The following is a 12,879-nucleotide window of genomic DNA, read 5'->3' on the forward strand; positions in this document are numbered from 1 at the left end:
ATTATGATATGAGTATTTTCAACATGAGTGTAGACGCATCTCTCCTCCTCATCATTGTGTTATTGATGAGAATGTTAGTAAGAAATAAAGTGCCAAAGCAAACATTTTTAATTCTTTGGGGAATCGTTGCATGTAAACTACTCATTCCCTACTCTTTTTATTCAAAGTTGAGCATACAGCCTATGCTGAAAAACTTATTTGTTACGCTCACTCACTCAAATGATTCGGAAAGTATGCACAATACAATTGCAATCGCACATACATCAAACACGTTCTATGATCAGCTTTTGCTTGTGATGACAAACGATTTCGTTCAGTACCTTTGGGCATGTGGGGGTATCGTGGTTTTGCTATTCTTTATAGTGGCTTATATTAGATTTTATAAAGAATTTCAAACAGCCATCCCAGTGAAGAATAATGAGTATCTCGTTCAATGGCTAAACGATCATAAGTTAAAAAGAACGATTCAAATTGCAGTATCAGATAGAATTAAAACCCCGTTAACATATGGAATCTTTAAACCAGTCATCTTATTGCCGAAATCAACAAATTGGGAAGACGCTGCAAGTATTCAGTTTATTCTCACGCATGAATTAATTCATATTAAACGCTTTGACGTTTTGTGGAAAGTAATTTTAACGATTATGGTAGCTTTGCATTGGTTTAATCCATTAGTTTGGTTTATGTATTTTTTAGTAAACAGAGACATTGAATTGTCTTGCGACGAAAGGGTTATTAGACAGTTTGGAGATAAGGCAAAGTCAGCATATGCACTATCTCTCATCAATATGGCAGATGAAACCTATACGGTTACGCCGCTTTGTAATCATTTTAGTAAAAACGGGATTGAAGAAAGGATAGTGTCCATTATGACCTTAAAGAAAAAGTCAGTTTTAGGAACAGCATTAGCATGTACATTAGTCATTGGAGGGATGACTGTCTTTGCGGCAACTGGCCAAGAGCCACCAACGTTGAAAGAAGGCAAAGAACGAAATGCAGTTATTGTTACTGATGCATCAAATAGTACGACGGAACCACAGGTAATCGCAACAAATAAAGGCAAAGAACGAAATGCAGTTATTGTTACTGATGCATCAAATAGTACGACGGAACCGCAGGTAATCGCAACAAATAAAGGTAAAGAACGAAATGTAGTTATTGTTACTGATGCGTCAAATAGTACGACGGAACCACAGGTAATCGCAACAAATAAAGGCGAAAAATGAAATGTAATTATTGTTACTGATGCATCAAATAGTACGACGGAACCACGTTTAATCGCAACAAATGAAGAATAAATAAGTTGCTCCAAAGACTAGTCCTGAAATCCGGGACTAGTTTTTTCACTTACTCCATCATTTTTTCATAATAAAACTCAAATGCCTTCCACTTTGTTGGTCTTGCCAATAGCGGCATAATTGATTACCTGTCTTAAGCGCAGAATATGTACAAAGCTATTATAGGCTTACACGAACGCCCACTTGATCGATCCCCTAAAAACCTCCTTAAAAATTAGCTAAAATTTCCTCTTCTAATTAAGAACGTATGTGCGTATAATATGAATACAAACATTTGTTCTGTTTTGAAGAACAGCTCTGTTGTGCTCAATGCATGTAACAGAGCTAGTGAAAAGGAGCAACTAAGATGAAAGAACAGTTAATAAAAGCAATGCAGCGTCAACAAGTAGTTAGCATGATGTATGTAGCCAAGTCGGGTGCCATTACGAAAAGGCGTGTGAAAATCATAAAGATGGTGGGTGATTCCTTTACTGCATTTTGCTTTACTAGGCAGGCAAAGCGTACGTTTATTATTAACAATGTTCTAGCAATACTCCCGGTTACACATCGGAAGCGTGAGGTGATATGAATTACGACAATCTGCCGCACAAGGACATTTTTTATTGATATGAAATGCTTTTACGCTAGTTGCATGGCAATGCTTGAAGGTTTAGACGTCACGACAACCCCAATCGCCATCGTAGCTAATTTCACTCAACCTGGTAGCGTAGTCTTAGCTGAATCGCTACCTATGAAGGAGCGATTCAAGATGAAAACAGGAAATAGTTGTTATGTTTATGAATTTTTCGGAGATAAATTAGAATAATTTTGTTTATCAATACTTATCTTAATTTTCCTCTAGAAGATAAAATAATTAGCGGGAAATTAACTTAAAGGGGGCAGAGTGTGCCTAAAATCTTGACATAGATCCAGTTTCACTCAATTTAAGTAATGTAGATATATTTGGGTTGCGTAAATTTTTTACTCAACTATGTATGGACACGAAGTAAAAAAATCTAAAGTAAATTTAGAATAGTAGTAAGCGTTTCAAATGTATTCACATCCACTGATGCTGTCATTGCACCTTATAAGAGCCTTTCTACAATAAAATGTAGCAAGGCTCTTATATTTTTATATCGAAAATAAAAAACTTAATTATCCCTTTACCCAAATTATGTAATTCGTAAAGATAAATTGTTAAATTCTATTATATCGAAGTGCGAAAGTCAATTAATTGTAAGAAAAATCTTTTATAAGAAAAGAATAAAATTATTCTTTTAAATAGACAAATTTGAAACACAATAATACTTTAATCTGGTAAAGCTATAGCTTGATAACAATTTAAATAATTAAAGTATCCATCTCTAAAACTTGAAAATAGTTAAATAGATAAACAACTTTCCAAATATGTTTATAGAATAATTTTTTTCTATCTGAGGAAACAAGCTAATCCTTAAGTGAATTTTATGTATTTAGAAGTGTCTTTAGATATAAAACTATAACAATGATGTTAATAGAGATATTTCATTTCTGTTTTTTTAGGATAATATAAGTTTGATTTTATAAAAACAAGGAAGTTTTATAAAAAGTTACAGAAAAACGAACGTGGAAAAAAATGGTTTTTAATGATGGGTTGTTGTGTTAGTATAAAAAACATAAAAAAGCGAGGTGATAAAGGAATATAAATTTATAAAGGCAGAAACTGGAGGAAGGGTTGCCTTGTGTTAAAGATTTCAAAACACTTCTTTAATATGGGAATGTTAAAAGAAGATTTATCAATATCATCTGTAGTTGTCGGATTAATAGCCACAATGGTATCTTATGCTGGGCCTTTAGTAATTGTTTTTCAAGCTGCTAAAGTAGCCGAGTTAAGTGATTCTCATTTGTCCTCGTGGATATGGGCGATCTCGATAGGTAGTGGGATAACCTGTATTTTGCTGAGTATTTGGTTTAAAGCCCCAATTATAACAGCATGGTCCACACCAGGAGTGGTTTTACTCGTTTCAAGCTGGTCAATTTATTCCTATACAGATGCGATAGGAGCGTTCATATTTTCAGCTGTCATTATTACACTCCTAGGATGTACAGGGATATTTGAGAAAATCATGAATCGAATACCTTATTCCATCACAACTGCTATGCTTGCCGGAATTCTTTTGGATTTTGGAGTTGAAGTTTTCACATCATTAAAAAACCTACCTGTATTGGTTTTTCCAATGATACTGTGTTATCTACTATTTAAAAGATTTTCACCACGTTATACGGTTGTAATTACATTGTTTTTAGGTTTATTGATTACTTATTTTACAGGAAATCTAAAGACGGGAAGTATTGAACTATCTTTAGTGAACCCTATTTTTACAGTTCCTACATTTTCATTAGATGCGTTGATTGGGATTGGCATTCCGTTATGTATTGTAACGATGGCATCTCAAAATGCTCCTGGCATTGGGGTACTAAGAGCGGATGGATATAATGTTCCAATAAGTCCTTTAGTTACAACAACGGGTATTTTTTCTATTTTACTTGCACCATTTGGTTCTCATGCTATTAATTTAGCGGCAATTACTGCTGCAATTTGTACTGGAAAAGAAGCTCATGAAGATAAAAATAAACGATATATTGCGGGTATTTCATGTGGATTATTTTATTTAATCTTCGGTATGTTTGGAGCTGCCATTGCATCGATTTTTCAAGCGCTTCCTAGTGAGTTTATAGCAGCTATAGCTGGTTTGGCTCTATTTGCTTCACTTAGTAGTAGCTTAACATCAGCGATGGAGGGTACTCAAAAGGAAAGTGCATTAATTACTTTTCTAGTAACTATATCAGGTATCTCCTTTTTCGGTATTGGGGCTGCTTTTTGGGGATTAATAGCTGGCATTCTAACAAATTCAATTTTTCAAATGAAGTTTAACATTCTCGCTAAAAAATAAATAAAAGGGATGATATCTAATGAGGGATCAATCCGGAGATTATTTGATTATTGGTGCCGGCATTGCAGGTGCATCGGCAGCATATGAACTGGCTAAGGACGCTAATGTAATCCTTATAGAAAAAGAGACTCGATTAGCCTACCATTCCACAGGGCGTTCTGCAGCAATATACATGCAAGCATATGGTAATGAAACAGTAAGAGGATTAACAAAGAAAAGCTATGAGTTTTATACTAATCCTCCAAAAGGATTTAGTGATAAACCTTTATTAAGAAAAGAGGGGCAATTTTTTTAGCAACAAAAGAACAGAAGATATTAGCAGAACAACATTATGAAGAAATGAAAAATGAAGTAAATAATTTGCAACTACTAGAAGGTGATGAGTTACGAAGTCTTGTTCCAGTCATTGATACTGATATTTATACATCGGGTATATTTGAAAAAGATGCAATGGATATTGATACACATGCTGTTCATCAGGGATATATCAATGGATTTTTAGGAAAAGGTGGGACTTTATTTACTAATTGTAATGTGAATTCAATAACACGTCATAATAATATTTGGTGTGTAGATACAACCCAAGGTAAGATTTTCGTACCGATGATTATCAACGCGGCAGGTGCATGGGCTGACCAGGTAGCTAGTTTAGTAAAGGTTGGAAATATTAACCTAGAACCAAAGAAGAGAACGTATTGTAATTGTGATCTGTTTTTCCATAGTGGTGTTTAATAAAATTTGTAGCAGGATGTACTTTAAAAAAGTTAGTTTTTGTATCTTCCACAACTATAGTTGCATATTCTACTTTATAGTCCAAATCTAAATCTACACTTGCTTTTTTAACACTAAATTTAATACCCTCATAATAGTAATCCATATTTCCCCCCTTAAAAATCTAATAGACTTCTTACTATTTGAAAACTCTTAAAAGTATCCAAGTTTTCCTAAAAATATTAATCTCTAAAAATATAATTATGAGATAAATTAATTTTATGTCATAAATACCGGTGAAACAATCTTAATATTGAGAATTTTTGATATGAATCTAATTATCAGAAAAACCACCCACATAATCATCATTTTGAAATACCAAAGCATCGAGGCTGGGACAAAAGGATTTTAGCCAATAAAAAAACCCGAACTATATTACAAAACGCTCATTTAGTGTTTCGTATTAGTTCGGGTTTTTTGTTTATATTGCTTTGTAAATTTAAAAATTATCCGGCTTTCATAATGGACAAATTAGTTATGTCCCAGCCTCTTTATTATCCTGTAAACTGGAAAGTATTTTATTTCAAAGTATAATCTTGAAAGCCTTGTATCTTAATCTGGCTAGTGGATGATGTTAGTTCTTCAAGAGAACATCCAATTTTTCCTGCGAACTATAAAGAAGTTAATCCACCTACAAAAAAGTGGACATGCACAGTGAATTCTTCACTCTCTGAATGGAAGGGATTATTTCTTTATAACTCAGTATTTTCTCTATACTGAAATATACGTTTTTTTAGCTATGAAATATTATATTTATTGCATTTATAGTAAAATGTCGAACGGCTAATGCCAAGTAGCTTGGCGGCCTTCGATTTATTGCCATTTGCCGATTTAATGGCCTGTACAATAACACGGCGTTCTGTTTCATTAATTTTATCCTTATGCAGTGAAGGACTACATTCATCATGTGGACGAATAATTGGGCTAATCATAATATGCTCCTGTGTGATCATTGTGTGCGGTGATAAGGAGATAGCACGCTCTAAAATATTTTCTAGCTCACGAATATTGCCGACAAAATCATAGTGCAATAATAACTGTAGTGCATGCTGGTCGATTCTATAGGGTGGTAGCTGATGCTTAATCGAAATTTTGTGTAGTAATGCCTCGACAAGAAGTGGAATATCTCCCTTTCGTTCTCGTAGTGGTGGGATGTGTAATGGAATAACGTGAATACGATAGTATAAGTCCTCACGAAAACTACCTTCCTGAATGAGCGTTGGCAAGTGCTTATTTGTTGCTGCGATAATGCGTACATCTGCCTTTTTCACTTTTGTATCACCAAGCCGTTCATATTCTCGCTCCTGTAACACGCGTAATAGCTTTACCTGAATGGGTAATGGCATATCACCAATCTCATCTAAAAATAATGTTCCGCCTTCCGCAAGCTCAAACTTTCCAGGCTTGCCGCCACGCTTTGCTCCCGTAAAAGCCCCGTCCGAATAGCCAAAAAGCTCGGATTCAATGAGTTGTTCAGGAATAGCAGCGCAGTTAATTTTAATGAATGCGCCGCTTCGTCCAGACGCTTGATGAATGCCGTTTGCGAATAATTCCTTACCTGTACCACTTTCCCCTGTAATTAAAATGGTCGACAAAGATTTGGCTACATTAAAGGCTTGTTGCTTGAGTTGAATAAGCTGCAGATCATTTGTAACAATTAAGTTAAAAGGATCATCATGCCTAGCTGCTTTCACAAGCTCCCCACGATAAAAGGATAGCTCATCTTCTAATTGGTCAATTTGCCCAAGTAATTCTTTCCAAACATGTAGTTGCTGAAATACAAATTTATAAAGCATACCAACAAGCTGTCCTTCTTGTTGAATCGAAATACTTGAGACAATTCCCCGTTGTTCTTTTAATGTAAGTACCATGCCTTTAAAGGCGTTTGGAAATGGTGGTAGCATAGGGAAAATAGAAGAAATAGATTCATAAAGTACCTGCTTTTCATTTCGTTCGATCAGGTGTAAAAGTGAATCATTAATGCGTGTAATTTGTCCGTGGCTATTTGTTATGACAACGCCATCATACGACGCGTCTAAAGCATTTTGTAGTACAACTTCCATTTTCTTTGTCGTCTCTAATTCGGAGGCGATTTTTTCTAATTTTGTTAAGTCCTTTAGCACGATAATAACGCCAGTTGTTACGTTCAACATAGTCATCGGAAGGATGGAAGCTAGACAAGAAAAACGATGTATGAGCATCTTTTGCTCTAACATTTTTTTTGTATGTAGCACACGTTGAATTAAGGGAAGAAAATCTGGAAAATAGGCTGTTAATAATTCGTTCTCTTCTAATTTTTCAGTATGAAAAGTTTCTTTGCAGGATTTATTGATAAAGGTAATCTGCATATGCTCATTTACGGTAATCACCGCGTCATGTAAGTAGTTTAAAATATTGCGTTGCTGTTGCGTATGTGAATCTAACTCATGTATAAAGCCTGTAATGATTTCATTTTTAGAAATTACACCAGTTACTTGATGTTGTTCATTAATGACGACAACATTACTTAGCTTTTGCATTCGCAAGGTATGGCGCCCGCCATAGAGCAGATCGTTTTCATTTATCGTAAAAACATCTTCAATAATTGCTTCTGTAATTACTTGTTGGAGGGAATTTGTATGCAATAACAGGCGATATAAAGAGTATTTGGTGACAATACCGATGAACTGTTCGTGTTGAAAAACGATTGCAAGATCTTGTTTTTGTTCTTCAAATAGCTGTATCACTTCCTTAATGGTTGCTGTTGGTGTAACGCGAATAAATGATGTTGACATAAACTCGTGAATAAACAAAAAATCGCCCCCTTAAAAAGGTGTACAAACTGTTCGGACAAGTGTCTTAAAAACCAAACAATTTTACTGTAAATTGTACCTTAAGTAGAAATATACGGCAAACAATAGTTTATTTTAGTTTTTTTGTGTAGGGAGAGAGAATGGCTTAGATACACTTAAGGAGGTTACCTATAATCTGTGAAAATTTTAAAATTGCTGCAGAAAAAAGAGCATATATAATAATTATTTTTCAATTTGGCACGCAAATTGCTTATATAAAAAGTAAGAAGGAGGGGAAAGATTATGCGTGATGACTTTCAAGTTTTTCAAGAACAAAAACAGCGAATATTAAAAGGTGGTAAAACAATACGACATAAGGCCAATGAGGCACAGGGTAAATTATTTGTACGGAATCGTTTAGCAAAGCTTTTTGATGAGGGAACTATTATTGAGGATAATATTTTTGCTGAAGCTTTAGATCCATCGCTCCCATGTGATGCAACGATAACTGGTATTGGTAAGATTGATGGAAAACCTGTATGTTTTATTGCCGCAGATTCGACGGTGAAAGCAGGTTCATGGGGAGCAAAATCCGTTGAAAAAAACATTCGTTTACAGGAAAAGGCCATGTCTTTAAAGTATCCGATTTTGTATTTAATTGACTCAGCTGGTGGACGCATTACCGACCAGTTAGAGGTATTTCCAGGGCGCCGTCATGGAGGACGTATTTTTTATAATCAAATTCAATTGTCAGGTGTTGTGCCGCAAATTACGATTTTATTTGGTCCATCTCCAGCTGGAGCTGCGTATGTACCAGCGTTTTCGGATTTAGTCATTATGATTGAAGGGCAATCGAGCGCATATTTAGGTTCACCACGAATGGTTGAGATGGCCATTGGTGAAAAAGTGTCCATGGAGGATATGGGTGGTGCTGTAATGCATTGTGCGACAAGTGGCTTAGGGGATGTGCTTGTGCAATCTGAGCAAGAGGCCATTGAGGCGTGTAAAGCATATTTACAGTTGATGCCGACGAATTGGGAGAAGAAGCCACCAACAGCGGAGGCAAAACCTCCAATTAAGGGACGAAGTATTGAAGAGATTATTCCATTAAGTCAAAATACACCTTTTGATATGTATGAACTAATTGATCAGCTAATTGATGAGGGCTCATGGTTTGAATATAAAAAATTATTTGCAAAGGAGCTAATTACCGGATTTGCTCGTATGAAGGGCAGTGTTGTCGGGATTATTGCTAATCAGCCAAAAGTGAAAGGTGGAACATTATTTATCGATTCGCCAGACAAAGCGGCGCGCTTTATTATGATTTGCAATGCTTATAACATTCCACTTTTATATGTTGCTGATGTACCGGGCTATATGATCGGCTCAAAGGTTGAACAGGGTGGCATCATTCGTCACGGTGCGAAAATGATTTCAGCTTTATCCGAGGCAACGGTACCGATTATTTCGCTAATTGCGCGAAAATGCTACGGTGCAGGTTTATATGCGATGGCAGGTCCGGCATTTGGTGCAGATATTGTCCTAGCATTGCCGAGCGCGCAAATTGCCATTATGGGACCAGAGGCAGCTGTTAACGCAGTTTATGCAGGAAAAATTGCCGAGCTTCCAGAGGAGGAAAGAGCAGATTTTATTAGCCAAAAGCGTCAGCAATATAGTGAGAATATTGATATTTATAAATTAGCATCGCAAATGATTATTGATGATGTAATAGGCTTTGATGAGGTGCGCGAGCAGGTAACGGCGCGCTTTGCGTATTATGAGACAAAGCAAACTTATACATTGCCAAAACGAAATGCCGTGAAGCCTGTATAGGAGGTGGGGTCATGATATATGAAAAAATAGTCTGGCAGGAAGATGGCGCGATTGTAACGATTACACTCAATGATCCAACGTCACATAATGCATTATCTACGCAATTAACAGAAGAGCTTGTACATGCATTTGAGACGGCAAATGAACTTTCATATATTGCGGCGATTATTATTACCGGCGCTGGCAAGAGCTTTTGTGCAGGTGGCGATTTAGCAGAGTTTCAGTCTTTTTTAGAAATGGATGTGCCAACGTTGTATGAGGATGGCTTACAAAGCACACGGCTCTTTCAACTACGAGATGTGATGAAGAAGCCGATTATTGGCGCCATTAATGGAGCAGCACTTGGTGGTGGAACTGGTATTGCGGCGCTTTGTCATATCGCTATTGGTAGTGAACACGCTAAACTTGGCCTAACAGAGCTTAAGCTAGGACTTGTACCATATGTAATTTTACCGCTAGTACGCCGAGCTGTTGGTGAACGTCAAATGATGGAGTTAATGCTAAGTGCACGTGTATTATCTGCCGAGGAGGCACTTCGCTACGGGTTATTGCACGAAGTCGTTCCAGCAGAAGAGCTACAACAACGGGCTCTAAATTGGGCGAAAAAGTTAGCTAGTTATAGTCCACTTGCTGTGAAAATGGCACTAACAGCATTTGAAAAAACAGCACAAATGGATGTAGGTGATGCGATGACCTATTTAGCGACTATGCGTCTAGTGAGCTTTAAAAGTGCAGATTTAAAGGAAGGTGCACAAGCATTTTTGCAGAAACGACAACCAAATTGGACAGGAAAATAAAAGGAGTAGTTAACTATGAATATTTTATCTCCAATTAGTGAAGTTGTTTGGAAGTTAGCAGTTGCTGTAGGAATTCCGATTGAATCTGAGTAAAGGAGATCCGGATAAAGCCAGAAGACTTCGTACAAGAAGATGACATCTTACTTAGAATCGAATAAAAGAGGGTGAAGCAATGAGAAAAGTTCGAATTGGTGCAGCGCAAGGCTTCTATGGTGATACGATCGAGCCTGCTATTTTAACAGCAAAATATGGTGACGTACAATATTTATGTTTCGATTGTTTAGCCGAGCTGACAATGGCCATTTTAGCGAAGGATCATGCTAAAAATCCATCACATGGTTATACAAAAGATTTAACGAATTCTATAACATGCCTTTTACCGTTTGTGAAGGAAAAAGGTATCAAGCTACTAACGAATGCTGGGGGCATTAATCCAATAGCTGCGAAAGATGAGGTTATGCGGATTGCCAAGGAGCTTGGGATGGACGGCTTAAAGATTGCTGTGGTGACGGGGGATAATGTACTAGAGACATTGCCTGCTTGGTATGAGCAAGGCATGGATTTATCTCATGCAGATACAAAAGAGCCATTAGTATTAGAAGATAAAAACTGGCTCTTTGCAAATGCCTATTTAGGTGTTTGGCCAATTGTAGAGGCCTTACAGGAAGGGGCGCAAATTGTTATTACCGGTCGCACAACTGACCCTGCTCAGTTTTTAGCACCGCTTATTTATGAATTCGGTTGGACTAAGGATGAATGGGATAAGCTAGCGGCTGGCATTATGATGGGGCATCTACTTGAATGCTCTGCGCAATCGACGGGAGGCAATTACAGTGGTGATTGGGAAGGGATTCCTAGCATGGAATCTATCGGTTACCCAATTGCAGAAGTCGAGGAATCTGGCGAATTTATGATTACGAAGATAGAAGAAGCAGGTGGACTTGTGTCATTCGATACTGTTCGTGAGCAGCTACTGTATGAAATTCATGATCCGTCAGCTTATATAACACCGGATGTTGTTGTTGATTTATCAGAGGTTACGTTAACAGAAGTCGCGCCCAATACAGTACGTGTTACAGGTATTAAAGGGAAGCCTGCACCATCAACTTTAAAGGTGGTGATGGGCTATGAGGATGGTTTTTTAGGCCAATCTTTAATGGGCTATAGCTGGCCAGATGCCTATAAAAAAGCTCAAAAGGCGCAAGAAATCGTTATGCAAAAAATTGAAATGCAAGGCAATCCGTTTGAAAAGCTGCAATTTGATTATGTTGGCTATAATTCATTGCATGGACCCTTAGCGACGCCCCCGTCAGAGGATATAAATGAAATTTATTTGCGTATTGTCGTAAAGGCAAAATCAAGACCATTAGCGCAAGCGATTCAAAGGTATTTGCCGCCATTAGCATTAAATGGACCACCGTCATTAGCGGGCTTCTTTACGATTCCACCGAGACAATTGTTAGGCATGTGGTCAACGTTAGTGAATCGTCAACTAGTAGAGCAGCATGTGCAAGTGAAGCTGGAGGTGGTTTCATGACGATACAATTAAGAACAATCGCAAATGCCCGCTGTGGTGATAAAGGAAATAAGGTCAACATTGCTGTATTTGCGAAGGATGCAAAGGATTACGACATACTTCTTGATCAAGTAACACCAGAGCGAGTAGCAGCTCATTTTAAAGACCTTGTATTTGGTGAGGTTAAGCGTTATGAAGTACCAACAATTTATGGGTTAAATTTTGTATTAAGTGAAGCGCTAGATGGAGGAGGATCGGCATCGCTTCGTGTTGATAATTTAGGGAAGTGTTTTGCAAGTAATTTAATGCGTATGGAAATACGCGGGGGATAACAATGGGGTATTTTACAGCTGAACATGAAGAGTTACATCAAGAGGTAAGCGCATTTGTGGCAACAGAAATTACACTATTTGTTCAAGAACGGCTTAGAGGCTTATTTTAATACAGAGCAAATGGATTTTATGAAGTCTTTCGATTATTTATCGACATTGAGGATGAGTATCTTTCTAAAGTAAAGATTTAAAAGAAGATGCATTCGCATTTTTAGAAAGAAGAAAACCCGAATGGATTGGAAAATAAGGGGGAGAAACTAATGGAAATAGTATCACCGATGAGCGGAAGTGTCTGGAAAATAGAAGTTTGTGAAGGCAATACAGTATCAATAGGGGACGTACTAATTATTTTAGAGTCAATGAAAATGGAAATTCCAATCGAAGCAACAGTAACTGGAGTCGTCAAAGAAATCAAAGTGGCCGAAGGTGACTTCGTGCAAGAACAAGAGGTTGTAATTCTCCTTGGAAATTAGTTAAAAAGTTCTTTATCTACATGACATAACTTTGAATTGAGCTTAGGAGAAGGTTGTGTAGCTGAAGTCGTTTGTTTTTTTGCTTCACTGAGGAATCGACAATCAGCAGAAATGATAAAAGTGGAGATTGTTTTTACTAACTAGCTTGGGCTGGCAATCAAAATATTAAATTAGAT

General features: G+C 37.0%; 12 protein-coding genes. 11 read left to right on the plus strand and 1 reads right to left on the minus strand.

The window, feature by feature from the left end; all coding sequences use genetic code 11:
* Positions 1-8: 8 nt before the first annotated feature.
* The 6 genes from AMS59_RS11905 (at position 9) to AMS59_RS26680 (ending at position 4,942) form a co-directional block, all read left to right on the plus strand.
* Positions 9-1,226, plus strand: a complete 1,218-nt coding sequence (locus tag AMS59_RS11905) for a M56 family metallopeptidase (protein ID WP_053483957.1) — start codon at positions 9-11, stop codon at positions 1,224-1,226.
* 418 nt (positions 1,227-1,644) lie between these two features.
* The gene (locus tag AMS59_RS11910; protein ID WP_053483958.1) at positions 1,645-1,866 is read left to right on the plus strand and encodes a transcriptional regulator; all 222 of its coding nucleotides are present in this window, start codon (positions 1,645-1,647) and stop codon (positions 1,864-1,866) included.
* Positions 1,867-1,905: 39 nt separating this feature from the next.
* Positions 1,906-2,103: a hypothetical protein gene (locus tag AMS59_RS11915; protein ID WP_053483959.1), complete on the plus strand. Its 198-nt coding sequence runs from the start codon at positions 1,906-1,908 to the stop codon at positions 2,101-2,103.
* A gap of 895 nt (positions 2,104-2,998) precedes the next feature.
* Entirely contained in the window at positions 2,999-4,210 is a 1,212-nt protein-coding gene (locus AMS59_RS11920; RefSeq protein ID WP_234007751.1) for a benzoate/H(+) symporter BenE family transporter, read from the plus strand.
* 19 nt (positions 4,211-4,229) lie between these two features.
* Complete coding sequence (locus AMS59_RS26675) at positions 4,230-4,505, plus strand: FAD-dependent oxidoreductase (protein ID WP_053483960.1); 276 nt, start codon at positions 4,230-4,232, stop codon at positions 4,503-4,505.
* A 17-nt stretch (positions 4,506-4,522) separates the two neighbouring features.
* Entirely contained in the window at positions 4,523-4,942 is a 420-nt protein-coding gene (locus AMS59_RS26680) for an FAD-binding oxidoreductase (protein WP_255350015.1), read from the plus strand.
* A 776-nt stretch (positions 4,943-5,718) separates the two neighbouring features.
* On the opposite strand, the gene AMS59_RS11935 is transcribed toward AMS59_RS26680, so the two are convergent.
* Entirely contained in the window at positions 5,719-7,773 is a 2,055-nt protein-coding gene (locus tag AMS59_RS11935; RefSeq protein WP_053483962.1) for a sigma-54-dependent Fis family transcriptional regulator, read from the minus strand.
* Between the two features lie 282 nt (positions 7,774-8,055).
* On the opposite strand from AMS59_RS11935, the gene AMS59_RS11940 reads away from it, so the two are divergent.
* From AMS59_RS11940 to AMS59_RS11960, 5 genes are all read left to right on the plus strand, one after another.
* On the plus strand, positions 8,056-9,585 hold the full coding sequence (locus AMS59_RS11940) for an acyl-CoA carboxylase subunit beta (RefSeq protein ID WP_053483963.1): 1,530 nt from the start codon (positions 8,056-8,058) through the stop codon (positions 9,583-9,585).
* A gap of 11 nt (positions 9,586-9,596) precedes the next feature.
* The gene (locus AMS59_RS11945; RefSeq protein ID WP_053483964.1) at positions 9,597-10,382 is read left to right on the plus strand and encodes an enoyl-CoA hydratase/isomerase family protein; all 786 of its coding nucleotides are present in this window, start codon (positions 9,597-9,599) and stop codon (positions 10,380-10,382) included.
* A gap of 172 nt (positions 10,383-10,554) precedes the next feature.
* Positions 10,555-11,919 (plus strand): acyclic terpene utilization AtuA family protein, encoded by a 1,365-nt coding sequence (locus tag AMS59_RS11950; protein WP_053483965.1) that lies wholly within the window; start codon positions 10,555-10,557, stop codon positions 11,917-11,919.
* Positions 11,916-12,230, plus strand: coding sequence for a hypothetical protein (locus tag AMS59_RS11955; RefSeq protein WP_053483966.1), 315 nt, complete (start codon positions 11,916-11,918; stop codon positions 12,228-12,230). Before AMS59_RS11950 ends, AMS59_RS11955 begins: the two co-directional genes overlap by 4 nt.
* A gap of 260 nt (positions 12,231-12,490) precedes the next feature.
* Entirely contained in the window at positions 12,491-12,703 is a 213-nt protein-coding gene (locus AMS59_RS11960) for an acetyl-CoA carboxylase biotin carboxyl carrier protein subunit (protein WP_053483967.1), read from the plus strand.
* Positions 12,704-12,879 lie beyond the last annotated feature (176 nt).

Origin of the sequence: Lysinibacillus sp. FJAT-14745, from assembly GCF_001275675.1 — a bacterium.
Taxonomy (GTDB): domain Bacteria; phylum Bacillota; class Bacilli; order Bacillales_A; family Planococcaceae; genus Lysinibacillus.

What these genes read in the sequence shown, in the direction of transcription:
- AMS59_RS26675 (WP_053483960.1), top strand. Translation starts at nt 4,230, where the DNA reads ATGAGGGATCAATCCGGAGATTATTTGATTATTGGTGCCGGCATTGCA.
- AMS59_RS11915 (WP_053483959.1), top strand. Translation starts at nt 1,906, where the DNA reads ATGAAATGCTTTTACGCTAGTTGCATGGCAATGCTTGAAGGTTTAGAC.
- AMS59_RS11960 (WP_053483967.1), top strand. Translation starts at nt 12,491, where the DNA reads ATGGAAATAGTATCACCGATGAGCGGAAGTGTCTGGAAAATAGAAGTT.
- AMS59_RS11910 (WP_053483958.1), top strand. Translation starts at nt 1,645, where the DNA reads ATGAAAGAACAGTTAATAAAAGCAATGCAGCGTCAACAAGTAGTTAGC.
- AMS59_RS11940 (WP_053483963.1), top strand. Translation starts at nt 8,056, where the DNA reads ATGCGTGATGACTTTCAAGTTTTTCAAGAACAAAAACAGCGAATATTA.
- AMS59_RS11945 (WP_053483964.1), top strand. Translation starts at nt 9,597, where the DNA reads ATGATATATGAAAAAATAGTCTGGCAGGAAGATGGCGCGATTGTAACG.
- AMS59_RS11950 (WP_053483965.1), top strand. Translation starts at nt 10,555, where the DNA reads ATGAGAAAAGTTCGAATTGGTGCAGCGCAAGGCTTCTATGGTGATACG.
- AMS59_RS11905 (WP_053483957.1), top strand. Translation starts at nt 9, where the DNA reads ATGAGTATTTTCAACATGAGTGTAGACGCATCTCTCCTCCTCATCATT.
- AMS59_RS11955 (WP_053483966.1), top strand. Translation starts at nt 11,916, where the DNA reads ATGACGATACAATTAAGAACAATCGCAAATGCCCGCTGTGGTGATAAA.